Genomic DNA, 25,301 nt, shown 5'->3' on the forward strand with positions numbered 1-25,301 from the left:
TAGGTGTAGGTAGGGACATGAGGCGTATCCGGCAGCGTATACGGACTTGTCCTGATGAGAGCCGGCGGAGCGAGATGTGGCGCGGCGAGATAGTCCATGAGAGCGAACAGACACGTGTCGCGCGCCTCGTCTCGGCCGGGGCCGCCGTCGTGCGCAAGGAGCCGTTGGGGCCGAGCGCTCCGCGCCGGCTGCGGCACGAGCTGGCGATCCTCGAGCGGTTGCGCGGCGTCGACGGGGTGGCGCGGCTGGTGGAGGCGCCGCGGTACCCGGGGTCGATCGTGTTGGCGGACGCCGGTGACACGAACCTCGCCGGGCTGGCGAAGCCGCTGCCGGTCGGTGATCTGATCGGGCTGGCGGTCGCGCTGGCCCGAGCGGTGGCGGGGATGCACCGGCGGGGTGTGTTGCACCGGGACATCGCCCCGGCGAACGTCGTGATCTCCCGCGACGGCGTGCCGTGCCTCGTGGACTTCGCGTTGGCGACGTCGCTGGCCGAGATTCGTCCCGAGTTCACCCTGCACACCGAGATCGTCGGCACGCTGGCGTACCTGGCGCCGGAGCAGACCGGGCGTACCGGCCGGCCGGTGGACCAACGGGCCGACCTGTACTCGCTGGGCGCGACGCTGTACGAGCTGGCGACGGGCGCGCCGCCGTTCGGTTCCGCGGACCCGCTGCGGCTCACGCACGACCACCTGGCTCGGGTGCCGGTGCCGCCGGCGGCGGTCAACCCGGCCGTGCCGAGGCCGTTGTCCGACATCATCATGCATCTGCTGGAGAAGGAGCCGGACAACCGCTACCAGACCGCCGAGGGCGTGGTCCACGACCTCGAGCGACTGCGCGACGCGGATCCGCGGGCGGCGGCCGAGCTGCGGGTGGGTGAGCGCGACGTTGCGCCGCGGTTGTCGCCGCCGTCGCGGCTGGTGGGTCGCGACGCGGAGGTGGCGGCGCTGCGTACGGCGTTCGAGGACGCGCTGGCGGGCCGGTGCCGCGGGGTGCTCGTCGCCGGAGCGGCGGGGGTGGGCAAGACGACGCTGGTCGATGAGCTGCGGCCGGTGGTGACGGGCCGGGACGGCTGGTTCCTGGTGGGCAAGTTCGACCAGTACCGGCGGGATCTGGAGTTCGACGCGGTGCATCAGGCGTTTCGCGCGTTGGGCCGGCTGTTGCTGGCCGAGCCGGAGCAGGAGCTGGCCGCCATCCGGGAGCGGATCCTGGCGGCGGTCGGCCCGAACGCGGGCCTGCTGACCGCATTGGTGCCGGAGTTCGCGGCGCTGCTCGAGGTGCCGCCACATCCGGGCGATCCGCTGACCGCGCAGGTGCGCACGCAGCGCACGGCGACGCAGGTGCTGCGCGCGATCGCCTCGCCGCACCGGCCGGTGGTGGTGTTCATCGACGACCTGCAGTGGGCGGGACGCACACCGCTGGGCTTCGTCGATGTGGTGCTCAGTGAGGAGTCGATCGAAGGGCTGTTGCTGGTGGGCGCCTATCGCCAGAACGGCGCGGACACGGGGAATGCACTGGCGGCGGCGCTGTCGCCGTGGCGGGAACAGCCGGCGGTACGGCACCTGCGGCTGGACAACCTGCCGATGCCGCATCTCGTCACCATGGTTGCCGAGATGCTGCACGTGGACAAGAGCGCGGCGGCGGATCTGGCCGGGATGATCAGGCCGCACACGTCCGGCAACCCGTACGAGACGGTGCAGCTGCTCAATGCGCTGCGCCGCGACGGCGCGCTGACGGCGGCGGCCGGCAGATGGTGGTGGGACGCGGCGGCCGTGTGCGCCTACCTGGGCCGGCCGGAGGTGGCCGGGTCGCTGGGGGCGCGGGTCGAGCCCGTCCCGGCGCTGGTGGAGGCGATGGCGTGTCTTGGCGGGCGAGCTGAGCTGCGCCTGCTGGGGACCGCGACCGCCGTGCCGGCGAACGTGGTGGAACAGCGGCTGGCGCCCGCCCTCGACGAGGGCCTGCTGTTGGTGGAGCCCGGAGCGCGGGAGGCGGTGCGGTTTCGCCACGACCGGATCCGCGAGGCGGTTCTGCGCGGGCAGGACCGGCAGCGGCGCCGCAGCCTGCAGCTGGCCATGGCGCGGCGGCTGGCCGAGGTGCCGGAGTGGTTCGCGGTCGCGGCGGAGCAGTACCTGCGGGTGGTCGACGCGGTCCACGACCCGGCGGAGCGGCGCCGGGTGGTGCTGCTGCTGCGGCGCGCCGTCGATCAGGCGGCGTTGGTCGGCAACCACGCACTGGTGAACGAGCTGCTGGCCGCGGCGCTGCAGCTCATCGACCCGGCTGAGACCGCCACGCTGATCGAGGTGCACACCGGCCGGCACGCCGCGCTGTACGGCCTGGGCCGCCTGGACGAGGCAGACGAGGAGTACCACACGATCACGGGGTTGTGTGCCAACGTCATCGACCGGGTCGACGCCACGGTGGTGCAGATACGCAGCCTGACGCACCGCAACCGGCTCGCGGAGGCGATCGGGCTCGGTCTCGAGTCGCTGCGGGAGCTCGGCGTCACCGTGCCGGCGGCGGACCGGCTCCAGGCCGAACTCGACCAACGGTTCGATCGCCTGCACCGTCATCTGCGCCGGTGGCTGGACGACACCGACAGCACCGACGGGATGGGCCCGGACATCACCGACCCGACGCTGATCGCCACGGCCCGTCTGCTCAATACGATCCTGCCGGCGGCCTACGTCACCCCCGACTTCGTGACGTGCCGCTGGCTGAGCCTGGAAGCGCTGGAGATCTGGCTCGAGCACGGCCTGTGCCCCACCCTGCTCGCGACCGCCAGCCACGCCTCCTCCGAGGTCCTGATGCTGGGCGAATATGCCGCCGCGTATCGGGCGTTGCGGCGGAGCCTGGTGCTGGCCGAGGCCCGTGGCTACGAGCCCGACGCTTCGCAGATACGCTACCGGTTCGCGTACGCCTGTGGCTGGTTCGAGCCGGTCGAAAACGCTGTCCGAGCAGGCCGGCGTGCCCGGGAGGGGCTGATCGCGGCGGGTGACCTCGCCCGCGCCGGTTATACCTACTACACGGTCGCGGTCGGCATGCTGGACTGCACGCCGACGCTCGACAGCTTCGTCGCCGAGGTGGAGACAGGGCTGGCCTTCGTGCGGCGTACCGGCAGCGAGCGGGTTGGTCAGTGGCTGGACACCTACCGATGGCTGGCCGGTGTGCTGCGCGGCGAAAGTGCGGCGGCGGCGGCCGACGAGGTGGCGGCCGAGGGGCACGTGGACCCGTTCGTGCTGTTCCACGCGCATGTCAACCATGCGCTCGCCGCCGCCGTCCTCGATGACCCGGTCGCCCTGGCCCGGCACACCGCGGCGGCGATGCCGCTGCTGCCGACGGCCCTGGGCCTCTACCCGACCGCCCTGGCCCACCTCCTGCGCGGGCTGGCCCTCGCCGCACAGGCCCGGGACAGCCACGGTGACGAACGCGACGATCTGCTGTCCGAACTGGAGGAGGCGACGCGGTGGCTGGCCGGCCACGCCGCGGACGCGCCGGCGAACTTCCTGCCCCTGCTGCGGCTGCTCGAGGCCGAGCGGGCCTGGGCGGTCGGCGACTTCCGCGCCGCCGCCCTCGCCTTCGACGCCGCCCGGCGCGAGGCCGCCCAGCACCGGCGGCCCTGGCACCGGGCCCTGATCACCGAACGCGCGGCCCGCTTCCATCTCGCCCATGGCCTCGAATACGGCGGCTACCGCCTGCTCATGCAGGCGCGCGAGGAGTATCGCGCCTGGGGCGCGACCGCGAAAGTCCGCCAACTCGACTGGGCCTACCCGACCCTGCGGCCACAATCCGACGCGACCACCGCGCCGGGCGGCGACCAGCGCGACGGCCGGCCCGATGACGTGCGGCACCAACGGGTCACCGTCACCACCGGAACGCTCGACCTGCTCGGCATTCTGTCCGCGTCGCAGGCGCTGAGCTCCGAGACCAGCGTCGAACGGCTGCACGCCCGCGTGGCCCAGTTGCTCAGCGCGATGACCGGCGCCACCGCCGTACACCTGCCGCTGTGGAGCGACGAGCGGCAGCACTGGCTGCTGCCGACCCCGGGCAGCGGTGGCACCGCCCGGCTCTGCGCAACGGCCAGCGAACCCCCGGTCCCGATGTCCGTGCTGCGATACGCCCAGCGAATGCGTGAACTGCTCGTCGTGCCCGACGCTACCCAGGACGACCGCTTCGCCCGCGACCCCTACTTCACCGGCGTCACCTGCTGCGCGCTGCTGGCCGTGCCCATCCTCAGCCGCGGCACGCTGCGGGCGATACTGCTGCTGGAGAACCGGCTCATCCGCGGCGCCTTCACCACCGAACGGCTCGACGGCGTCAAGCTCATCGCCGGCCAGCTCGCCGTCTCCCTCGACAACGCCCAGCTGTACGCCGAGTTCCACCGGATCGCCGACGAGCAGGCGGCGTTGCGGCGGGTGGCGACCCTGGTCGCCCGCGGGGTGGGTCCGGATGCTGTGTTCGCCACGGTGGCCGAAGAGGTCGCCACGCTCTTCGACGCCGACGGTACGGCGATCGTGCGGTTCGAGCCCGACGGGGACGCGACGCTGCTGGGAGACTACGGTTTCGGCAGCAGCCAGCCCGGGGTGCGCGGCAAGCCCCATCCCGACTCGGCCATGGCGGCGGTCCAGGCCACCGGCCGCGCGGCTCGCCGCGACGTGGACGACCCGGAGTCGCAGAGCCTGCCCGACGCCGCTCTCCCGGGACTGCGCTCCGCGGTCGCCAGCCCGATCCTGGTCGAGGGCCGGGTCTGGGGCGCCATGGACGTCGGGTCCCGCCGCGGACGGCTCCCCCAGGACACCGAACAACGGCTGGCCGACTTCACCGAGCTCATCGCGACCGCCATCGCCAACGCCGAAAGCCAGGCCGAACTCACCACCTCCCGCGCGCGGCTCGTCGCCACCGCCGATCAGATCCGCCGCCGCATCGAGCGGGACCTGCACGACGGCGCCCAGCAGCGGCTGGTCGCACTGGCGCTACAACTGCGCGCGGCCCAGGAGGCGCTGCCGCCGGAGCTCGACGCGCTCGCCACCGAACTCGAGCGCGCCGTCACCGGGGCAGCCAGCGCCCTGGACGAGCTCCGCGAGATATCCCGCGGCATCCACCCGGCCATCCTGTCCGAAGGCGGTCTCGGCCCGGCACTGCGTTCCCTTGCCCGCCGCTCGCCGATCCCGGTCGACCTCGACATGCGCACGAAACGGCGGCTGCCCGAGCAGGTCGAGGTCAGCGCGTACTACGTCGTCGCCGAGACGCTGACCAACGCGGCCAAGCACGCGCAGGCGTCGGCCGTCACGGTCACCGTCGAAGCCGACACCGTGCTACGCCTCGCGGTCAGCGACGACGGCATCGGCGGCGCCGACTTCGCCCGCGGCACCGGCCTGGTCGGTCTCAAGGACCGCGTCGAGGCGCTCGGCGGCCGGATCGTGCTGCACAGCCCCCGCGGGGCGGGCACCAGCCTGCGCGTGGAGCTGCCACTCACCGCGACGAACGGCGAGGTCGCCTTCCGCGGCCGATAGCGCCTTCAGGTGCGGGCCGGGGCGAAGGCGCGCAGGAAGGTCCGCACGCCGGCGTTGACCGCGCGGTCCAGCTCGCCCGCGGGGACGGGGCGGGTGCCGAGCGCGGACAGGGCGGGCAGGTTGCCGGCGACGAGGCTCATGAACTGCGCGGCGGCCAGCATGACGTCGTCGACGTCGAGGCGGCCGCGGTTGGCGAGGCGGGCGAGCCGGCCGGCCAGCGCGTTGAGGATGGGGACGCCGCCCTGGCTGACCACGTCGTCGTACAGGTCGGCGAAGCGGGCCACCTCCGCGTACAGCAGCCGCTGCAGCGCCCACCCCTCGTCGCTGAGCTGGCACTCGATGACCTGGTGCGCGACCCGGGTCAGCTCGGCGGTCAGGTCGGCGTCGTCGTCGATCGTGTCCAGCGCCGCGATGATCCGCGCGGCGGTGCGGTCCGCGCCCTCCCGCATGACGGTGCGGAAGAGGGATTCCTTGTCCTGGAAGTGGTTGTACACCGTGGGTTTGGCGACGCCCGCGAGCTGCGCGATGGCGTCGATGCTGGCGGACGTGAAGCCCTGCTCGGTGAAGACCGTGCCGGCCGCCTGGAGGATCGCCGAGCGCTTGTCGAGCCGGCCGCGGCCGGGTTGCGTCGTCGCCACGGGTTGAGCCTACCGCAACGACCAGTTCCTTGAACTTGCCAGTTTGAACTTATCAGTTCAATATGATTGTCATGACCGTACAAAAGGGCGGGCTACTGCTGGTAGCGGTGGTCGGCGCGGAGTTCATGCTCCAGCTCGACGGGACGATCGTGGCCGTGGCGCTGCCGGACCTGCAGCGCGACCTGCACCTGGCAACCGGCGAGCTGACCTGGGTCGTCAACGCGTTCCTGCTGGCGTTCGGCGGCGGGCTGCTCGTTGCCGGGCGGGTCGGCGACCTCATCGGGCACCGGCGCGCGTTCCTGGCCGGCATCGCCCTGCTGGCGCTCGGCTCCGCGGCCGCGGGGCTCGCGCCGGCGATCGGCTGGCTCGCCGCGGGGCGGGTCGTGCAGGGCGCGGGGGCGGCCCTGGCCGGACCGGCGGGGCTGGCGCTGCTGTCGCTGAGCTTCGAGGGGGAGCGCCGCGACCGCGCCCTGGGCGTCTACTCGACGGTGACCGGGCTGGCCGCGGGCGCGGGCATGCTGCTCGGCGGGGTGCTGACCTGGGCGGGCGACTGGCGGTGGACGATCCTGGTCAACGTGCCGATCGGCCTGCTCGTGCTCGTCCTGTCGGCCCGCCTCCTGCCCCGCCCGCCGGCCCCGGTCGAGGGTGCGGCCGGGCGCGGGCGGCTCGACATCATCGGTGCGGCGCTGTCGGCGGCGGGCACCACGGCGCTGGTGTACGGGCTCGTGCGGGTCGCCGACGCGGGCTGGCGGGACGCCGTTGCCGTCGCGGTCCTGGCGTGCGCCGTCGCCGCCCTGGCCGCGCTGCCGGTGACGCAGCGGCGGGTCGCGTCGCCGCTGCTGCCGCCGCGGGTGTTCGCCGACCGGGCCAAGGCGGGGGCGTTCGCGGTACTGGTGCTGCTGGCGTTCGTGCTGACCGGGTTCCTGTTCTTCCTCACCCTGCTGCTGCAGCGGGCCATGGGCCTCGACCCGCTGCGCACCGGCCTGGCGTTCCTGCCGTTCGGGGCGGCGCTCATGGTCGGCGCGCGGACCGCGCCCGCGCTGTTTCGCCGGTTGCGGCCCGAGTTCCTCGCCGTCACCGGGCTGCTGCTGGGCGGCGGGGCGCTGCTGCTGCTCGCCCGGGTCGGTCCGGACAGCGGCTACCTGACCGCGGTCGCCGGCCCTGAGGTGCTGCTCGGCCTCGCCGCCGGCCTGACGATCGTGCCGCTCAACGTCATCGTCCTCACCCGCACCGATCCCGCCGACGCGGGCGTCACGTCGGGGCTCCTGCAGGCCACGCTCGCCATCGGCGGTGCCCTGGGACTCGCGGTCCTGCTCGGCGTCGCCACCGGCCGGGCCGGCGTGGCGGACGCGTTTCTCGGCGCCGCGGTCGTCGCCGGGCTCGCCGCCCTGCTGGCCGCCGCCGCGTGGTTCATCCCGAGCCGGCCGCAGCGCGCGGGGGCGGCCTCGTGAGTGGTACGAAGCGCGTCGTCCCCCAGCGCGAAGGCCAACGGCAGCTGCATCTCAACGTCCACCTCGTCGGCGCCGGCCTCGGCGTGCACCCGGGCGCGTGGCGGTGGCCCGCGGCGGACCCGGCGACCTACGCCGACGTCGACCGCTGGGTCGAGGCGGCCCGGGTCGCCGAACGCGGCCTGCTCGACGCCGTCTTCCTGTCCGACGTGCCGGGACTGTGGGGCGACATCACCCACGACCCGCAGGGCGCCTACTACCTCGAACCGACCCTCGTGCTGACCGCGATCGCCCGCGCCACCGAACGCATCGGGCTGATCGGGACCGCGTCGACGACGTTCAACGAGCCGTACAACATCGCCCGGCGGTTTCTGAGCCTCGACCTCATCAGCAATGGCCGGGCGGGCTGGAACGCGGTGACGACGTTCGTGCCGGTCGTCGCCGGCAACTTCGGCGGCAGCGGCATCGCCGCCCGGCAGGACCGCTACGCCCGCGCCAACGAGTTCGTCGACGTCGTGCTCGCCCTGTGGCGCAGCTTCCCGGCCGGCGCGGTCGTCGCCGACGTCGCGTCCGGCCGCTTCACCGACCCGGCGCTGCTGCGGCCCATCGAGCACAGCGGGACCAACTTTCAGGTCCGGGGACCGCTGCCGCTGCCCCCGTCGCCGCAGGGCTACCCGCTCATCGTGCAGGCCGGCGCCTCCGACCCCGGCCGGGACCTGGCCGCACGCACCGCCGACGCGGTCTTCTCCGGCGCGGTCACCGTCCCCGACGCCGCCGCGTACGCCGCCGACATCCGCGCCCGGGCCCGGGGTCACGGCCGGGACCCGGCGGCGGTCGCGGTCCTGCCGGGGCTGATGACGACGATCGGCGGTACCGAACGGGAGGCCCTCGACCGCCTAGCCGCCCTCGACGACCTCGCCCAGCACCCCGGCGCCCTGCCCGGCCTGGCCGCGAAACTGCGCGTCGACCCCGGCGCGCTCGACCTGGACCGGCCGGTGCCGCAACGGCTGCTGCCCGGCGCGGACGACGTCCACGTGCTGCACACCGGCGCGCTGCGACTGGCCCGGCAGGGCCGCACCGTCCGCGACATCCTGCGGCGGCTGTGGCGCTCCGGTCACCTCGTCGCCGCCGGTACGCCCGAGCAGGTCGCCGACGTCGTCCAGCACTGGTTCGAGGCCCGCGCCGCCGACGGGTTCACCCTCATGCCGGACGTCATCGCCGACGGCCTGCCCGCGTTCGTCGAGCACGTCGTACCGCTGCTGCAACGCCGGGGCCTGTTCCGCACCGAGTACCGCGAGGCGACGCTCCGCGAACGCTTCCACCAGACCGTCGAGGCGGCATCGTGATCCCGCTGTCCGTGCTCGACCGGGCGGGCCGTCATGCGGTACTCCGTTTACGATGCGGCGGGGTTCCAGCCCGACGAGGCGAGCCAGGAGGAGAAGTCGAGGACGCTGGGCACGAGCGCGCGCGTCGCGGCGAAGTCGGCCTGGTAGGCGGGGGTCTCGGTGAACCAGCGGAACATCGCGGCGGTGTCCCCGAAGGAGGCGATGGCCTCGAGCGGCAGTGCCTCGTAGCGTGCGGGAAGGCCGGCGTGGGCGCCGATCGCCTGCGCGATCTGTTTGCCGGTCAGGCTGTCGCCGGCGATCTCCACGCTGGTGCCTTCGACCGCGGTCGCGCCGAGCAGGATCGCCGCCGCCGCTTTCCCGATGTCGCTGACGGCGACCATCTGCAGCGGGATGTCGCCGGGCATCGCCATCCGTACGACAACCTGGCCATGCTCGACGCTGGTCGAGAAGCCGGCGAAGTTGTCCATGAAGAAGACGGGGCGCAGGAAGGTGTGGTGGATGCCGAGCGCTGCGATGTGCTCCTCGGCCCGGCGCTTGCTCTCGAAGTGCGGAACGCCGGTTTCGCGCTCGGCGCCGCCGACTGAGCTGAACACCAGATGCGGCAGCTGCGCGCGTGCGGCGGCGTCCGCGATCGCGGTACCGTCGGCGGTCTCCTGCCCGGTGCCGGCGGGGATCGGTGTGGTCATCGCGAACGCGGCATCCACGCCGTCGAAGAGGGTGTCGAGCGATGCGGCATCGCCCAGGTCGCCGGCCGTCAGTTCGACACCGCGGTCGGCGAGGTGCTGCGCGGCGGGCGCCCCGGGATCGCGCACGAGGGCGCGCACCCGCGCGCCCCGCTCCAGCAGCGCGTCGACGACGGAGCCGCCCTGCTTGCCCGTCGCCCCGACGACGGCGATCAGCCGCGAGCCGGTGGAAGGTGTGACACTGGTGTTCATGACGTTCTCCTTCGTTGAGCTGGACACTAGAGGAGAACATAAGCCGGCTTACTATTATTTCCGGGGAGAGTCGTGAACGCGAAACCGGCTGACTTCACCTCGGCGGTCCAAGGGGTGATCAGCCCGCTGATCCCCACCCTGGCGCGGGCGCATCGAGCCATGTCACAGGAGCTGCTGCGGGATACGGGGCTCAGCGCCGGTCAGGAGCTGATCGTCATGCGCCTGTTCGATTCGCCCCCGCGGTCCCAGGCCGAGCTCACCCGCTGGCTGGGCGTGGAGCCGCCCACGACGGCAAAGATGCTCTCGCGCATGGAGAAGGCGGGCATCGTCGAGCGGGTCCCGTCGGAGACCGACCGGCGGGTGACCCTCGTCAGCCTGACTGCCGAGGGCCGCGCCATCTACGAGCGCGTCCAGAACCTCTGGGGCGACCTCGAACGCGTCACCGTCGCCGGGCTCACCCCCGCCGAGGTACAGCAGCTGGAACGCCTGGTGCGCCACATGCTCTCGAACCTCCAGGACGGCCAAGGAACGCCGGCGTCCTGCTGAGCGCTCTGCCTACGTACCGCAGTCTTCCTCGCGGCTGGGGTTGTGTTGTGGATCAGCCGCCAGCCCAGCATGCCGTCGGTAGGCTGCTGCCCGTCGTGAGTCGGAGGGGAAGCGCATGGGCGCGAAGGACTGGATGCTGTTCTACAGCGAGGGCGACGTGCGCTCGGTGCTCAAGGCCGCGCCGCCGATCGACCGTGCGGCAACCAGAAGTCTCGTCGAGCGGCTGTATCCAGAGCACCGCCTGACCGAGATCGGGGATGGCACGCTCGGCCGGAACGCCAACCCCGCCGACGCGTACGTCTACGCCGGCTGCTTCCCCGGCCTGTCGATCGTGTGCACCGGCGACGTCGCGCTGGACCGGCCCTCGAAGCTCGATCAGCGCTTCCTGGACGAGGCGAAGGGCCGGACCCTGTACCTGCATGCGATGCACAGCGTTGTCGACTACCTTGCGTTCGCGGTGTGGACCGGCGACGGTGAGCTCTGGCGGTCGCTGGGTCTGTCGCCGGACCACGGCATCCACGAGAACATCGGCGTGCCGTTCACGTTCGAGGCGCCGTATTGGGCTGGTGAGCGCCCGGTCGAACCGGATCCGGATTGGGAGGACGAGGAGCCGTATCCGTTGCCGTTCCACCCCCTGGAACTGGCTGAGGACGTTCTGCGCGCGTGGTTCGGCTTCGTGCGCGAGGGCCAACCGTTCGACGACGATCCGGATCTCTACCGGATCACTCTGGCAGGGTTCCTCGTAACGGCAGTCTGAGCCGCAGATGAGTTGCCAGCACCCTCGTGAGCCCGCGCCCACTGTGCAAGCAGTACGACGAGGAGCGGTACCACCAGGACGCCGCGGAGTACGCCTACGCGCTCGCTGTGCGGCTGCGGGAACTGGGGGCAGGACGCGCACAAGTGTCTTCAGTTGGCGGAAGCGCTGCCATCCGACACGCTCGACGGCGCTGCCACCTGACGCGCAAAATCGCTCATTCGCCTCGAAATTGGACATCGGGTAGTGCCGGGCCCGGGCGTAGGTAACGATCATCGATCATGGATCGCTTCGCGGGCCGACTCGCGGAACTCGGCGTTACGGCTTCGTCGCCGGATGGCGGTATCGGCGCAGAGGCACGCGCTGATGACTACGTCCGGGTTTGGTTCGTGAGTGGTGCTTTCCGGCGTTACGCCGCGTCAACGTTGTCGTATCAGCTCGCCCGTCTCGCCGTCGCGCTGTGGGCCAAGTTCCGCCGCGAGTATCTGCACGCGCTCGACGCGCATCTTGGCGGACTGCGAGACGACGGCTATGGGCGCCCCGAGGAGCGCATCTACTGGGAGCGGTTTGAGCAACTCGTTGTCCGTGGCGCATCCGACCGAGGCGAGGTCAGGGTGCAGAGCCGTGCTCTGGTGAGCTGGGATTTCGATATCGATGAAGGCGTGCTGCGCACGCTGACGGAGGCCGAGTTTCTTGCCGCGCTGCGGGCGGCGACAAGCGATTTGCTGGCCGATTACCGAGCCCAGTTGACCCTGCTGCAGGACGAGGTACTCGGTATGGGTCTGCCGAAGTGGTTCCGCACCGAGGCCGTGCAAGGCGTGCGGAATGGCTGACGAGGAGCCGAATCCGAGAGAGGCGCTGCGAACTCGCCGCCGGTCGCGGGTGGCAGCGGGCATGCTCGTCCTGAGCCTGTTCTCCGCCATGGTTTCGGCGTGCACGACCGGTCCCCACGACGAGCCGTCGCCGCCGCCGACAAGCGCATCATCGAGCGCCCCGGCCACGGCGCCGGCCTGCTCCCCGCGCGTCCTGGAGTCCGGCTTCGACCGGCATGGTGCCGATTTCTGGTACGGCTTCATCGTGGAGAACCCATGCGACCAGGCGGCGGTGCAGAACTACGTCACCGTGCAGCCGATGACGGCGACGGGAGCGCCGGTGGGTGAGCCGAAGCTCGGCCTGGCCAACCTGCCGGTCCTGCTGCCCGGGCAGCGGCTTGGCATCGGGGGCCTGATCCACGTGCTGCAGGGGCCCGAGACGGTGGCCTCGCTGTCGTTCGAGATCCGCGACAACAAGCTGCTGCCGGCCAGCGTCTTTGCGGCGTGGCCGAGGAGCGTGACCGCGCGGAACGTCACCTACGGCGCGCCCGGCACTGGCGGCTACGTGCCGATGACATTCGAGATCGTGACGGACCTGCCGAAAGCCCCGCTGTGCCAGCCGGCTTTGCACATCATCGCCCGGGACAAGACGGGCCACATTGTGTACGGCACCTCCCAGCCCCTCAAAGGCATCGCGGTCTCTCTCGATGTGCCGTTCCCCGCCGAGGCGGACCTGTCCAAGGCGGAGATCTACGTCGAGCAGGGTCAAATGATCTTTGGAAAGAACCCGCAGGCTGTCGCGTGCAGCGCAGGAGTATGAGCAAGGCCGCGCCCCAAACGGCGGCGCGGACCGACCCGGGGGAGGTCAACGCCGCGACCACCGCGTCCCGCTCCGCGAGTCGCGCATCCTGCTCGACAAGCCGCGCGTATTCAGCCGTGATCGGGTGCGCTCGTAGCCGAAGAGCGTTCACCTGATCATGCAGAGATGCAGGGGCGCCCCTGCCCTGCGCCGTTTCCACGCCCGACAACCTGGCCACGGGCGCCTTGCTGACGGTCGCAGGCATCGGGGTCTCAGGCATTGTCAGTTTCGGTAGATCCGGCGATGCCACCAGGGCAACGGTTCACCTGACCACCTTGCCTTGGGGCTGGAATCGGGCAGAGTGCGACGCCGAACTCGTGGTCAAGTCGGGTCACCAATCGACGCATCTCCGCGCGCGCCGACGGCGGCAGGAGGCGGGTGACGGCCTCCAGCGCGTCCCTCACAACCGCAACGTCCTCGTACTGACAGCCGGGACAGGCCGAGCACAGCGAAGCCTCAAGTCGCAGCTTCCGGCCAGGTTGGCGTAGGAAGTTCCGGTAGTCGAGAAGAAAAAGCCGCGGTACGTCCGGGACGGACGTGCTCGTGGAACGGGTCGGGGTCGTAGCACGCCCAGTCCTGCGCGCATCGGTCGAGATAGCCGCTGTGCTCGACCACGCGGACTGCGGCGGTCGTCGTGGGAGATAGCCGGTCGACAGGGCCGCCTTCATGCGCCCACTGGCGGATGGCATGACCGGCAGCTCGTTGTGCGGCACGAATCGTTCCCGGTCGCTTACGCGGCATGGTCCTTTCGGCTGATCGTCATGTCGCAATGGTTGCAGCACCGGCGCCGGTCGCACAACGTGTTCGCCTACGACTGCTTACGACCACTTGCTACGGTCCGTTGCATGGTGGACGTGCGTCAGGCGACCCAAATCCTCGTCATGGCAGGCGGCCGGCATCCCTTGCGGCCGAACGAGATGAGCAAAGAGCTCATCGCCGATGGTGTCGTGCATGTCGACTTCGGGGAGCCAGAGCAGGTGTTCCTCGTGACCGTGACGGCGGTACCGCGCCGGCAGTGCTGCACGCGCCTCAGGTGGTGGCCGAGATGGGAGACGTCGAGGCTTGGCTGGTCGGTCTGGAGATCGCTAACCATGTCACGCTGCGTCTGGAAGGAAGGGGGCCGGGAGCCGACCGAGCGCTGCGGACCTACCGCCAGGCGCACGAGACCTGGCTCGCCAACCCGCAAACCGATCCCCCCGACTGGCCAGCCATACACCTGCTGGAGATCCGGCAGACGGTCACCGACAACATCGGCACGCACTACACCTTGGCGAGCGCAACCGGCGGCGGTGAGCGGCACCCCTGGCGCTATGTCAGTAACTACCTGCCGGTTCCGCCCGAGCAGGCCAGCAGCCTTCGACTGTCCTTCGAAGCACATGGACAGATTTGGACGTGGAAGTTCCGCTCACTCGACGCACCGCAATGCCTTGATCGGCTGCACTGTCATGCCGCGATCCGGGCGCGTCCGGCACGGTACCTCGGGTGAACGCGACGATGCCCCGGCCGCTCGGCCGGGGCATCCTCGATCGTCTATTCGAACGTGAAACCGGCTTCCACGATCAGTGATCGGAGGGTCGCGTTGAGCTTTTTGCAATTCTGTGACGTGCCCCCGGCTAGAGATACCCCTGCGCCAGCCGAAACGGCCGGCACCACCGGTGAGCAGCGGCTATTGAGCCTCCAACCTGCGCGATGATGTCGCTGGAGTGGCGCAGGTTCGTGCCCTTGTTGCCCTCCGCCGCCCCTCGTCGCGGTGTTGGACCGTCCGGACGGCTGATCTCTTCAGTTGACCGTAAGCGCGCGGATCGCGGCATAGCGGATGCCGCGGCGATGGTGTTCATCGATCGGCTGCTCACGACGATCGACCTGGGTGTTGTGGGCGGGGCGATCGCGGGCGGTGGTTTGATTGTGCTCTGCCGCGGTCTCGGTGCCGCCAAGCCGGGGCTGGATCGCGGGGAGAATGGCGGCAAAGATTCTGGAGGAGTGGTGATGCGGCGATTCGAGGGCAAGGTCGCGCTCGTCACGGCGGCGGCACAGGGCATCGGGCAGGCCGTCGTACGGCGGGTCGCCGCCGAGGGCGGTGCGGTGGTCGTCACGGACCTGCTGGAGGACGCGGTCGCAGCGCTGGCCGAGGAGGTCGGCGCGGAGCGCGCGCTCGGGGTCAAGGTCGATGTCACCTCACGCGCCGACGTCGACGCCGCGGTCGCCGCGGCGGTCGGGCGGTTTGGCCGGCTCGATCTGGTGGTGAACAACGCGGGCGGCTGCATCGTCACCTCGATGCCCGAGGACACCTCAGCCGAGGACTGGCACCGTCAGCTCGACTTCACCCTCGTCGGCGCCGCCCGTTGCATTCAGGCGGCTATCCCGCACCTGGTGAAGACTCGCGGCAACGTAGTCACGATCAGCTCGGTAAACGGCATCGCGGCCTTCGGCAACGTGGAGTACGCAGCGGCGAAAGCCGGCCAGATCGCGATGTCGCAGAACTACGCCGCCCGGTACGGCCCGCTCGGCGTGCGCTTCAATGTGGTCGCCCCCGGCACCGTCCGGACACCGAATTGGGACTCCCAGGGGGACGCGCTGGAGAAGCTCAAGCCGATGTACCCGCTCGGCCGCGTCGGCGAGCCAGAGGACATCGCCGCAGCGGTCGCGTTCCTCGGCTCCGACGACGCCGCATGGATCACCGGACACACCCTACCCGTAGAGGGTGGCGTGCTGACCGGCCCCAACCCGATCGACCTGAGCCCGCCTGACACGCTCCACAAAGGCTTTTAGCAACCGCACGTCAATCGGCCGACACCTCAAGACCGGCATGAACGCACGCTGTACGCGGCTAGAAGAGTGCGTCGTCGCATGAACGATCGTGGCGGGATGATCGGCTGCCGGTTGGTCGGATCGGTCGGTTCAGTGCCCACGGCGGAGGGACTGGCTATGGGTGGCCCAGGTTCGTCGGACCACCCATAGCCGGAAGGTTGCGTGCCGCAGGTCAGGACTGCCGTAGCGGCGGCAAGGGGTAGGTCGCTTCGATCATTAGCACACCCCGGGGGGTGGCGCAGTTCTTTTTGGTGCCCCCGGCCAGAGATACACCTGCGCCCGCCAAAGGGGTCGTTGACCCTTCTGAGCTGCGGCAATCGAGACCATGACCTGCGCATACGAGCCGTCAAGGTGGCGCAGGTTCGTGCCTCTGTCGCCGCCGACCCGCACCCCGTCGCTGGTCCCGTAAGCCACGCGGATCGCGGCATGACAGTGCACCTGATCTCGGAACCAGTGGTCGGCGCGATGGCGTAGGCAGAGAAACCGGTGTGGTTCCGTGACCGCGTGGCCGTAGCGTTGGTCACCGTGGAGCGAAGATGATTTTGGTGCGATGCCTGCCAGAATGACACGATGGTTGACGGCGCGGGTGTCGCGACGCTTCGTGAAATCGTGTTCAGGGCTGCCTGCGCGATCGTTGGCGGAAGCACTCATGCGAAGCTCGACGAGGACCTGGTTGGGGCTGGGCTCCCGCCGTCGGCAGGCGGCGAGACCAAAGCCCAGCGTGGTGAGAGCAGCGCCGCGGCGGTCACGGACGAACGGCTCTGGGAGGTCGCCGTCGGCCTGGTGGAACGGAACACCGGCCTCCACATGATCGACCGCATGACGGTCCAGGACCTCGTGTGGGCCGACGAGCACCCTCCTCCGATCCCGAAGCGGACACGTCGCGACCTCGCCCGGGCCTTGCCGGGGTGGATCCTGGTCAACCACGCCCAGCGATTCCACACCCTGCTGGCCACGCTGTTTGATTTGGGCCGCGGCGACCTCTTCTTCGGCTTCGAGGACACCAGCCTCAGCGGGCAGATCGATCGGCACTTCTACCGCAACGAAGACTGGACTGTCGAGCAGCTGTTCGACGAGCTCGGTGCGGTTGATCAGGCATCTGACCGCAGATTCGCTCTCTTCCTCGAAGGCATGGTGTCCGGCGACACCGTGCCGGATGGAGACGCCCAACGCCAGTTGGTCGACGCGATCAATCCGCCGCTCGCCGGTATCGGGCTGGAGCTGCGGGAGACGGGCAACACCGACGGCTACCCGACCTTCCACCTGGTGGCCACCGGTTCCAGGACCGGCCGGCCCAAGCAGCTCATCTGTAGCACCGGCAGGCGCCCGAATCGTGCTGGAGGTCGACGGCCAGACGCACTACGCGAGCGAACGGGAGGCCGCAGATGGTCAGCGACGCTGGCTCCCGGATGGCGACGAGTACGCGCGCACCGTGGCCGCCAGCCGTGACCTCACCCTCGCCGGCTACGAGGTTTATCGGTTCGGCACGAACGAGCTCCAAGACGAGGACCAGGCGCGCCCGCTGGTCACGGCCTTCTTCGACAGTCTCTTCCGCAGGCACCACGTCGCCCTGCCGAAGTGAACGAAGCAGGTTAGGCACGCCCTGCACGCGGCAATAGAGTGCGGTCGGGCCGTTCGGTGCATGCCCGCTCGGCACCCGGTCGGTTGACCATCGACCGCTCTGACAAGGCATGGTTACGATGGTGGCTCTACTCAGGATCTAGGAAAGAAGCGGCATGGGCCGCGCGCTGTCAGCCGGTACCCGGCACCAGATCACCCGCTTCGAAGCGAGCCGTGGCCTGCCGCCTCTGGCGGTCGAGGACGCCTTGCGGCGTTGGGGGGCCTTCCTCGGTGCGGTCGGTTGGCCACTGTATCTTCCGGAGCCGCACCTGCCGGGCCTTGACCTCTGGGATGATCGGGAGCTCATCGAGCGGGCCATCACCGCGCTGGGTCGGCGGGCTGGCCGCGACCTTGCCCGGGTGGTTGCGCCTCTCGATGCTGACTTCCTGGCTCGGACATTGCCGAATCCCTGCGCCCCTATGGCGTGGCCGTGGTGGCGCCGTCGCTGCCACGACCTCGGCAAGATTTTGCAGGTTCCGTCCCAGGCCCCGTAGCCTGCCCGGTCGGCGCTGTCAGCGTTGCCACGGGCAGGATGGGACTGCTTGTGGAGAGTCCAGCGTCTGACTCGGTAGGTGCGGCAAAGGGGCTGTAGTCGATGGCCTCCGACGTCGGCCCATACGCACTCTTCTCGGCAGAAGAGTGCGTCGTCGCATGAACGATCGTGGCGGGATGATCGGCTGCCGGTTGGTCGGATCGGTCGGTTCAGTGCCCACGGCGGAGGGACTGGCTATGGGTGGCCCAGGTTCGTCGGACCACCCATAGCCGGAAGGTTGCGTGCCGCAGGTCAGGACTGCCGTAGCGGCGGCAAGGGGTAGGTCGCTTCGATCATTAGCACACCCCGGGGGGTGGCGCAGTTCTTTTTGGTGCCCCCGGCTAGAGACAAACCTGCACAACTTGAGCGTGGCGGCACTCGGGTTTAGCTGGGCAGATGCTCGGCCTGACCTGGGATTCGCCCTGCTGAAGCGGTTGCAGGTTGGTGCTTCCGGACCCGGCCCACTTCGCTGGCGATCGGGACGCTCCCTCGGGGTTCGCGGGCATGGCTCTCGTTGTGTCGGCAACGACTGCGCACTCAAGCCGATGAGCGCGTACCCGATCTTGCGAATTGAGGACCGTCGTCGCTGCTCGTCGTCGGCATCAGTTGACATACTCGTACCGCAAGTTGGCATGAAGAATGGTTGATCGGTTCATGATCTCGACGCCTTCTTGCGTGAAGTCGAACGCCGCATGTAGCGCTGCGTCGATGTACTGCGAGCGGGCCATGCCAAACTCGATACGCGTGATGTCAACCGGATTGTGCGCGCCGCGCAGATATATAGTGGCGTCGATGTATCCCGGGTGCGGGTTAATCGGGAATTCAAAGGTACGCCCGCTCAGCGCGGTTAGGTCGCTACCCGGCAGATCGATGAACTCGCCCCTGATCGCAGTCTTGATGAGCTCGGTCGCGTCAGTGCCGGGACGGAAGGTGCTGGGGTTGAAGCGATCTGCGGCGGAGAACGGCATCAGCGGCAGCGAGATTGCCCAGGTACCGGCGGCCGGACCCGATCGCAACGGCGAAAGGTAGACAGATCTCGCCCGGTGCCAGTCGCAGTAGATCGTCTGACAGTTCGAACACGGCGATCATGCTAGGCCACTTCGGTGCCCGGATCTGCCGCGATCCGGGCTTGTCCGGCACCGTACATCGGGTCAACGCGAGGATGCCCCGGCCAAACGGCCGGGGCATCTCTCCGCGCCACGGTGACCGGCAGGACGCATGCCAGATGAGAGCCACACCAAACAGCAGTGGGCAGCCGATGAGAGAGCCACCCTGCCGATCACCTCGACCCAGCCTGGCCAGGCTGCGGTCGTGCTACCAGTAAATAAGTAGCCGATGAGAATGTCGCGTGATCAGTGTCCGAACGCCCACGCCACCATTAGAGGGAACTCGAGTTTCCAGAAGGCGTCGCCGTGCGAGCCGGACCGTTCGGCCATGACAACGTCCCCACCCGCCTCGCGTAACGCGTCCGCCCACCGGGTCGCGTTGGTGAGAAAGAACGGTTCCTCGGTGCCGGCGACGAGGTAGGTACGCGGAAGTCGGCCGGGCAGCGCGGCGAGCGGCCGGTACCCTGCCCCGGGCGAGGCGCAGAAGACCGCGCCGTAGATGTCGGGATGGCGCAGCCCCATGGCCAGCGCGAGTTCCGCACCGGCCGACACGCCGAACACCGCGGTTCGGCCGGCTGGCAGCCTGACGGCCAGGCGGTTCGCCGCCCATCGCCGGACATCCTCGACGAAGAACTTCTCATGGGCCGCGAACCGTTGCGGGTCGAAGGCGAACGCAGCCGTGCTACGGCCCGGTGAGTATTCGTGCAGCCGCAGCGTCTCGTCCTCGATACGGTGGGCACCGATGATCATCGTGGGTGGCAGATCGGCAGCCTCCAGAACCTCTCCCCACGACGTGATCAATTGCCCGTCGCCAGCGAAGACGACCGCCTCGGCCGCGGCCGCCGGTACGTAGGCGGTGACCGGCCGCCCACCGTCGTACTCCAACGTCTCGGACTTCCTGTCCTGCCGAAGAGCGGATGTCCGATCGTGGCGTGGCCCTGTTGACTTCAACCCAAGTTGAGGTGCTTCGCTGCCGACCATGAATCTTGACGGGCTGCGCGTCGCTGTCACCGGCGCTGGACGTGATACGGGACGGTTGCTGGCAGAAGCCTTTGCCGAGCACGGTGCACAGCTGTTCCTCTCGGCCCGGAGTCTGGCAGCGGCCGAGCACGTTGCCAGCGTGGTCAGCCAGCGCGGGCCTGGTCGGGCGGAGGCATTTCGCTGCGATCTGGGCGAGGCTGATTCGGTGCGCGCGTTCGCTGCAACGTTGGCCGATCGAACAGAGCATCTCGATGTTCTGATCAATAACGGTGCTGCCTACATTGAAGGTGATGACCTTGGAGACGCCTCGGACGAGCACATCGAGAGCGTGATGGCTGCGGGCGGGACCGGCACCGTACTGTTGACCAAACATCTACTGCCGCTGCTGCGGGCCTCACCGAGGCCCGACATCATCAACATCATCTCCGCCTGCGGCGAGATCGGGCACCGTCGTTCTGGCGCGCACCCCGCGTTCTACGCTGCTAAGCATGCCCACGCCGGGCTCGCTGAGATCCTCTCGCACCGGCTCAGGCCGGAAGGAATCCGGGTGGTTTCCCTGTTCCCGCCGGACTTCGTTCAGGACGGATCGCGGCAGGCAAACGGCGACCTCACCGCTCGATCGGTCGTCGACTGCGTACTGTTCGCGGTCGGGCAGCCACGCGATTGCTTCATTCGCGAGTTCCACTTCGAACAGGTTCGACATTGACCAGGAGGGCGAGGACGAGGCGGCTGCGCCGGCCAGCACGGACCATCTCCCTGCCGCCCTGATCTGCCGCGACCCGGGCGCTAGGTTCAGCCATCAGCTAGGCCGGGTGGGCCGGTGCGGCAGAGCCTGCCGGTCACCGGCCCGCGGATCGCAGGCGCCCGGCGCGGGTCTTCGCGAGGTTGCGGACCCGCTTCGTGCGGGCGACCTCGCCCAGCACCGTCAGTACCACGGCCGAGTCGGCCTCCTCGACCACCTTGCGCTGAAGCCAGTTGGAGGCGGCCGCCAACGCCTCGCGGTCCACCGACGCGCCGGACTGCAGCGCCTTGAACAGGCCCCACTCGCGCACCCGCCGCGCTACGAACCCGTCGGCACCCACCGCGTCCAGGAGCGGCTCTGCCCACGCGGCAACGGACGCCGCCGAGCCCAGCAGCTCAGCCCGGCTGTCCACCAAGGACGTCAGCACCGACTCCGCCATGAGCCGGTCGGGCTCGGCGAGCAGGGTCGCGATCAGCGCCGGGTCGTCATCGGGCCTGCTCTCCCGCACGGCGGCGCTGAGCTGGTCGAAACGGGCGTGCCCGTTGGCTGGATCATCATTGGGGGTCACCCGGTGAGGGTACCGGCGCGCACACCGTCCGCCACCGCGCCGGGTCCGGGCGGGTCAGTCCGGCGCGCCCAGGACGGCGAGCACCGCGCGGTAGGCGTCAGGCCCACGGAGAACGAGTCGTAGTACGGAAAGCGACGTTCGAGAGGCTTGCGCACGGTCACCTCGCGAACCCAGCGGATCCCGGATGGATCGTCGCCAGAGAGCAGCGGTTGACCGGCGCCAAGGGCGCTTGATCACGTTTCCGCATCTGCCGCGTAGCGAGCGCGGATCTCGGCATCTGTCCCGGCCGCGCCGATTGTCCGGTCGGCACAGTCGGCCGTGGTTAGTCCAGGACGCCGGGCTGCGATGATCGTCGTATGAGCGGTCTTGTCGAGCACCTTGAGAGGCTCCTGGGGCCGATCGCCGCGGGCAGTACCGGAGACGAGACGACGCCCGCGGGCGTGCAGGTCGTGTGGTTCGGCCCGGACAGGCCCTATCCAGGCGTAACGACCCTCGCCACACTCGGACTGCACCGCTATCACCTCGGCGACGCGGACCGCAGCGGCTTGCACCAGGAACTGCTGTTCCACGTGGCATTGGCTGACGAATCCGCCGCGGTGGCCGGAATCCTCTTCCAGGTCGCCGGCATGATGGTGGAACGCGGCAGCGGGCTCCAACGCGGGCAGGTCCTGGGACCGGCCGGGCCCCTTTTTGGAGAGGGCGACCTCACGGCGCTTTACGTCACCGCGCCGCTGTACCTACCGGAAGAGTCTGAGATCTTCCGGGCACCCGGGCAAAACGTGGTGATCGCGTGGCTGGTGCCGATCACCGATATTGAAGCCGCATACGTCCGCGCACGCGGATGGCGGGCGTTCGAGGAACTCCTCGTTGCCCACAATCCCGACCTCACCGACATCAACCGAACGTCAATTCTGCAGGCCTGACCTGCCTTACCCAGGCCGCCCGCTCATAGCCGCGACCCGCGTGCTGGGAGGCGTCGCGGCCGTCTGCGGGCTGCGATGTCGACGTTCGCCCGGAGGTGTGTCAGTTGGCCGGCACCGCGCCGCCGGCCTGCCAGGTGTTCCAGGGCACGTTCCAGTCGCCGTACCCGTCCCAGGTCGGCATCGTCGGGCCTCCGGTGTTGGTGTAGGTGATCGGGTCGCCGACCTGGGCGAAGTCGAAGTACGCCTTGGCGTTTGCCTCGGTCAGGTTGGTGCAGCCGTGGGAGGTGCTGCGCTGGCCGATGTTGCCGCCGTTCCAGCTGGCCGAGTGGACGTACTCGCCGGAGTTGGTGACCCGTACCGACCACGGCACCTGCTCGTCATAGCCGTCGCCGACCATGTGTTCGACCGCCTTCTTCTCCATGACGACCTTGGTGCCGTTGAACGTGGGGGTACTCGCCTTGCCCAGCGACACCGGGAAGTCGAAGACCTGCTTGCCGTCGGAGGTCACGACCATCCGCAGGGTCTTGCCGTCGACCTTGCCGACGTTCGCCGGCCCGGTCTTCATGTCGAGGGTCAGGCTGTTGTCGTACACCAGCCCGGCCCCGCCCGACTTGCCCTTCGTGTCGAGGTTCATGGCGACCTCGGCGTGCGCTGGCCAGAACTCGGCCGGGCGGTAGTGTGCCTCGATCGGGTAGCCGGCGTAGATCGTGGACTTCTGGAAGTACCACGCGCCCTGGGCCGGCGCCCCGTTGACGGTGACCTGGGTCGCCGCGGCGAAGTCCTTGGCGCTGGTGATCGACGCCGACAGGTACGCGATGATCGGCATGCCCACGCCGTACGTCGCCCCGTCCTTCTCGTACAGCCGCACGTGCACCGGCTTACCGCTCGGCGCCGGCGACACCGAAGGCGACGCGCCCCCGGCCGGCTGCTGGCCCGACGACGGCGCCCCCGACCACGAGGCCTGCGGCGCGGAGTTGCCGCCGCACGCCGTCAACCCGAGACCAAGGCCGACAAGCAGCGCCGCCACCCGCACGCGGTGAGAAGATCGCATAACCACGACGATGCCCCTGATGCACGCCCGCCGCCACCGCTGTCCGGCTCGACCACATCACAATCGGCCGGATCGAACCTCACTGCACTGTCAGCACGCGGAACGTCCCTTTCAGCCTTCGCCCGGACCTTCACCCCTCAGTACGGCCGGGCGACGGCTTTGATGCAGCGGCAAGCCTTGATCAGGTGCACGCTCATGCCGCGATCCGGGCGCGTTCCGCGCCGTACATCGAGTCAACGCGAGGATGCCCCGGCCGTTCGGCCCGGGGCATCCTCGATCGTCTACTCGAACGCGAAACTGGCTTCGACGATCAGTGATCGGCCGGTTGCGGTGCGCGCTTGCAGTTCTGTGACGTGCCCCCGGCAGGATTCGAACCTGCGCCCCCGCCTCCGGAGGGCGGTGCTCTATCCCCTGAGCTACGGGGGCCTTGCTTGGCCTTGAACAGAGTAGCAGAGCCGCTCCCCGCCCCGCGCGGTGGTTCCCCTGTGGTGTGTGGGGCGGGGGAGCGGATCAGGAGGACAGGGGCTGGGAGCCCAGGTCCTTCAGTTTTTCGGTCAGCTGGGAGATGTCGTAGGACTGGGCGACGCGGATCTTCTCGGCGGCGTCGCGGACCTCGGCGGTCTTGGCGTCCTTGGCGGCGATCTCGGACATGTGGATGCCGCCCAGGTGGTGGCGCAGCATGAGTTGGCACCACAGGGTGTCGAAGTCCTTGCCTGTGGAGGACTTGAGCTTCTTCAGCTCGTCGTCCGAGGCCATGCCCGGCATGCGGCCGTCGGCCTGCAGGGTGTTCATGCTGGCGGGCATCCAGGCCATCTTGCGGTTTGACGACGTGGGGGAGAGGTGCCACTCCGTGAGCCACGTTTGCATCTGGCCGATCTGCCACTGCTGGCTCGCGGCGATGTCGTAGCCCAGGGTGCGGATGTCCTCGGAGGAGCCCAGGCGGTACGCGAACATGGCCATCTCCACCGCCTGTGCGTGGTGGACGCTCATGTCGCGGGCGAAGCCGGCGTCGATCGAGTCGTCGCCCGGCCGGGTCAGGGTCGGGATCAGGTAACCGATGGCGGTGCCGGTTACCAGCAGGAGGACCGCGGCGAGCACGCCAAAGCTGAGGCGTGCCCGCCGGGACAGTTGTCCGAACACGGGCTATTTGCTGCCCATCTGGGTCGAGCCGCTGTCCTTGCCCAGGTCGTGCGGCGTGGTGCCGGTCTCGGTGATGATGGAGCCGTTGGAGCACGGCGTGCCGGCTTCCAGGGTGGCGTTCTGCCGCAGCGCCTTGATGAACTCGTCGATGCGCGAGTCGTCGGCGTTGTTGACCTTCAGCTGGAAGCCCCAGGCCTGCAGGGAGATGGGCGTGTCCAGGTTCGGGTACGGGCTCATCAGCATGAAGTCGTTGCCGCGGACCCGCTTGGCCAGCTTCTCCACCTGGTCCGTGGAGAGGCTCGGGTTGTAGGTGATCCACACGGCGCCGTGCTCGAGGCTGTGCAGCGCGTGCTCGTTGGCGACCTGGGCGGGGTACACGTCGCCCAGGCAGCGCTGCCAGTTCGGGTTGTGGTTGCCGGCGACCGGGGGGCTCAGCTTGTACGTCTGCGGGCCCCAGACGTGCTCGCGCTGGCCGACCAGGTCCTTGTCGATCTTGTAGTAGTCCTTGATGCCGCTGATCTGGTCGGCGCGGTCCTTCCAGCCCAGGCCATTCTCGTACACCTGGTAGCCGGCGAAGCCCACGATGCCCAGCGCCAGCACGCCCACCGTGGTGAACAGGGCGATCGGGCCCCAGGACATGCCCTGCTTGACCTTGACCGGGGCGATCTTCTTGACCGCGGCGGCGGTGGCGGGCCGCTTGGCGCCGGCCGGCGCCGTCTTGCGGGCCGGGGCCGACTTGCGCGGGTTGGCCTTGGGCTTGCCCGAGGCCGGCTTGTCCGAATCGTCCGAGTCGTCGGCGTCGGTGGTGGCCTCAGCGTCCGAGTCGAGCTCGGTGTCGAGCTCGTCGGCGACCTCCGAGGATGAAAGGTCCTCGTCACCGCCCTGCTTCGGCTTCGCGCCGGCAGCGGGCTTGGTGGACGGCTTGCGGTTGCCGCCACTGTGCTGGGTGCTCATGCTCATCTCGTCGCCTCGCAACGCTGGGCGT

The 25,301-nt window shown here is 69.6% G+C and carries 22 protein-coding genes and 1 tRNA gene; 14 read left to right on the forward strand and 9 right to left on the reverse strand.

The genetic code is table 11. The features are described 5' to 3' along the window. Nucleotides 1-164 precede the first annotated feature (164 nt). The gene (locus AB0M46_RS16835) at nucleotides 165-5,507 is read left to right on the forward strand and encodes an AAA family ATPase (protein ID WP_363336820.1); all 5,343 of its coding nucleotides are present in this window, start codon (nucleotides 165-167) and stop codon (nucleotides 5,505-5,507) included. A gap of 5 nt (nucleotides 5,508-5,512) precedes the next feature. Here AB0M46_RS16835 and AB0M46_RS16840 read toward each other — a convergent pair whose 3' ends face one another. Then, on the reverse strand, nucleotides 5,513-6,145 hold the full coding sequence (locus tag AB0M46_RS16840) for a TetR/AcrR family transcriptional regulator (RefSeq protein ID WP_363336822.1): 633 nt from the start codon (nucleotides 6,143-6,145) through the stop codon (nucleotides 5,513-5,515). A gap of 71 nt (nucleotides 6,146-6,216) precedes the next feature. On the opposite strand from AB0M46_RS16840, the gene AB0M46_RS16845 reads away from it, so the two are divergent. Further along, nucleotides 6,217-7,596, forward strand: coding sequence for an MFS transporter (locus AB0M46_RS16845; RefSeq protein ID WP_363336824.1), 1,380 nt, complete (start codon nucleotides 6,217-6,219; stop codon nucleotides 7,594-7,596). Continuing rightward, entirely contained in the window at nucleotides 7,593-8,939 is a 1,347-nt protein-coding gene (locus AB0M46_RS16850; RefSeq protein ID WP_363336826.1) for an NtaA/DmoA family FMN-dependent monooxygenase, read from the forward strand. The genes AB0M46_RS16845 and AB0M46_RS16850 overlap by 4 nt, the downstream gene beginning before the upstream one ends. A gap of 47 nt (nucleotides 8,940-8,986) precedes the next feature. On the opposite strand, the gene AB0M46_RS16855 is transcribed toward AB0M46_RS16850, so the two are convergent. Further along, entirely contained in the window at nucleotides 8,987-9,874 is an 888-nt protein-coding gene (locus AB0M46_RS16855) for an NmrA/HSCARG family protein (RefSeq protein ID WP_363336828.1), read from the reverse strand. 72 nt (nucleotides 9,875-9,946) lie between these two features. On the opposite strand from AB0M46_RS16855, the gene AB0M46_RS16860 reads away from it, so the two are divergent. From AB0M46_RS16860 to AB0M46_RS16900, 9 genes are all read left to right on the forward strand, one after another. Further along, nucleotides 9,947-10,420: a MarR family winged helix-turn-helix transcriptional regulator gene (locus AB0M46_RS16860; protein WP_363336830.1), complete on the forward strand. Its 474-nt coding sequence runs from the start codon at nucleotides 9,947-9,949 to the stop codon at nucleotides 10,418-10,420. 115 nt (nucleotides 10,421-10,535) lie between these two features. Beyond that, nucleotides 10,536-11,177: a hypothetical protein gene (locus AB0M46_RS16865; RefSeq protein ID WP_363336832.1), complete on the forward strand. Its 642-nt coding sequence runs from the start codon at nucleotides 10,536-10,538 to the stop codon at nucleotides 11,175-11,177. Nucleotides 11,178-11,455: 278 nt separating this feature from the next. Beyond that, nucleotides 11,456-12,007, forward strand: a complete 552-nt coding sequence (locus AB0M46_RS16870; protein ID WP_363336834.1) for a hypothetical protein — start codon at nucleotides 11,456-11,458, stop codon at nucleotides 12,005-12,007. After that, entirely contained in the window at nucleotides 12,000-12,806 is an 807-nt protein-coding gene (locus tag AB0M46_RS16875) for a hypothetical protein (protein WP_363336836.1), read from the forward strand. Before AB0M46_RS16870 ends, AB0M46_RS16875 begins: the two co-directional genes overlap by 8 nt. Nucleotides 12,807-13,890: 1,084 nt before the next feature. Then, a complete protein-coding gene (locus tag AB0M46_RS16880; protein WP_363336838.1) occupies nucleotides 13,891-14,331 on the forward strand; it encodes a hypothetical protein in 441 nt (146 codons plus the stop codon). A 341-nt stretch (nucleotides 14,332-14,672) separates the two neighbouring features. Then, nucleotides 14,673-15,614, forward strand: coding sequence for an SDR family NAD(P)-dependent oxidoreductase (locus AB0M46_RS16885; RefSeq protein ID WP_363336840.1), 942 nt, complete (start codon nucleotides 14,673-14,675; stop codon nucleotides 15,612-15,614). A gap of 609 nt (nucleotides 15,615-16,223) precedes the next feature. Further along, nucleotides 16,224-17,102: a hypothetical protein gene (locus tag AB0M46_RS16890; protein ID WP_363336842.1), complete on the forward strand. Its 879-nt coding sequence runs from the start codon at nucleotides 16,224-16,226 to the stop codon at nucleotides 17,100-17,102. After that, nucleotides 17,086-17,235 carry a hypothetical protein gene (locus AB0M46_RS16895; RefSeq protein WP_363336844.1) on the forward strand — a complete coding sequence of 50 codons (150 nt, stop codon included), beginning with the start codon at nucleotides 17,086-17,088 and terminating at the stop codon, nucleotides 17,233-17,235. The genes AB0M46_RS16890 and AB0M46_RS16895 overlap by 17 nt, the downstream gene beginning before the upstream one ends. A gap of 154 nt (nucleotides 17,236-17,389) precedes the next feature. Next, entirely contained in the window at nucleotides 17,390-17,767 is a 378-nt protein-coding gene (locus tag AB0M46_RS16900; RefSeq protein ID WP_363336846.1) for a hypothetical protein, read from the forward strand. Nucleotides 17,768-18,407: 640 nt separating this feature from the next. Here the strand turns inward: AB0M46_RS16900 and AB0M46_RS16905 are convergent. Next, nucleotides 18,408-18,821: a hypothetical protein gene (locus AB0M46_RS16905; protein WP_363336847.1), complete on the reverse strand. Its 414-nt coding sequence runs from the start codon at nucleotides 18,819-18,821 to the stop codon at nucleotides 18,408-18,410. Nucleotides 18,822-19,157: 336 nt separating this feature from the next. After that, complete coding sequence (locus tag AB0M46_RS16910; protein WP_363336849.1) at nucleotides 19,158-19,796, reverse strand: alpha/beta hydrolase-fold protein; 639 nt, start codon at nucleotides 19,794-19,796, stop codon at nucleotides 19,158-19,160. Nucleotides 19,797-19,890: 94 nt separating this feature from the next. Here AB0M46_RS16910 and AB0M46_RS16915 point away from each other — a divergent pair, with 94 nt between their 5' ends. Continuing rightward, the gene (locus AB0M46_RS16915; protein ID WP_363336851.1) at nucleotides 19,891-20,598 is read left to right on the forward strand and encodes an SDR family oxidoreductase; all 708 of its coding nucleotides are present in this window, start codon (nucleotides 19,891-19,893) and stop codon (nucleotides 20,596-20,598) included. Nucleotides 20,599-20,731: 133 nt separating this feature from the next. On the opposite strand, the gene AB0M46_RS16920 is transcribed toward AB0M46_RS16915, so the two are convergent. Next, nucleotides 20,732-21,202 (reverse strand): hypothetical protein, encoded by a 471-nt coding sequence (locus tag AB0M46_RS16920; RefSeq protein WP_363336853.1) that lies wholly within the window; start codon nucleotides 21,200-21,202, stop codon nucleotides 20,732-20,734. A gap of 356 nt (nucleotides 21,203-21,558) precedes the next feature. Here AB0M46_RS16920 and AB0M46_RS16925 point away from each other — a divergent pair, with 356 nt between their 5' ends. Next, nucleotides 21,559-22,125, forward strand: a complete 567-nt coding sequence (locus tag AB0M46_RS16925) for a suppressor of fused domain protein (RefSeq protein ID WP_363336854.1) — start codon at nucleotides 21,559-21,561, stop codon at nucleotides 22,123-22,125. 100 nt (nucleotides 22,126-22,225) lie between these two features. Here AB0M46_RS16925 and AB0M46_RS16930 read toward each other — a convergent pair whose 3' ends face one another. The 4 genes from AB0M46_RS16930 to AB0M46_RS16945 form a co-directional block, all read right to left on the reverse strand. Next, on the reverse strand, nucleotides 22,226-23,176 hold the full coding sequence (locus AB0M46_RS16930) for a L,D-transpeptidase (protein WP_363336856.1): 951 nt from the start codon (nucleotides 23,174-23,176) through the stop codon (nucleotides 22,226-22,228). Between the two features lie 354 nt (nucleotides 23,177-23,530). Further along, nucleotides 23,531-23,602: transfer RNA gene (locus AB0M46_RS16935), tRNA-Arg, on the reverse strand. 84 nt (nucleotides 23,603-23,686) lie between these two features. Continuing rightward, entirely contained in the window at nucleotides 23,687-24,316 is a 630-nt protein-coding gene (locus AB0M46_RS16940; protein WP_363336858.1) for a DUF305 domain-containing protein, read from the reverse strand. A gap of 3 nt (nucleotides 24,317-24,319) precedes the next feature. Then, nucleotides 24,320-25,270 (reverse strand): DUF3105 domain-containing protein, encoded by a 951-nt coding sequence (locus tag AB0M46_RS16945; protein WP_363336860.1) that lies wholly within the window; start codon nucleotides 25,268-25,270, stop codon nucleotides 24,320-24,322. Between the last annotated feature and the right edge of the window lie 31 nt (nucleotides 25,271-25,301).

The sequence above is a fragment of the Dactylosporangium sp. NPDC051485 genome (assembly GCF_040682015.1).
Classification (GTDB): domain Bacteria; phylum Actinomycetota; class Actinomycetes; order Mycobacteriales; family Micromonosporaceae; genus Dactylosporangium.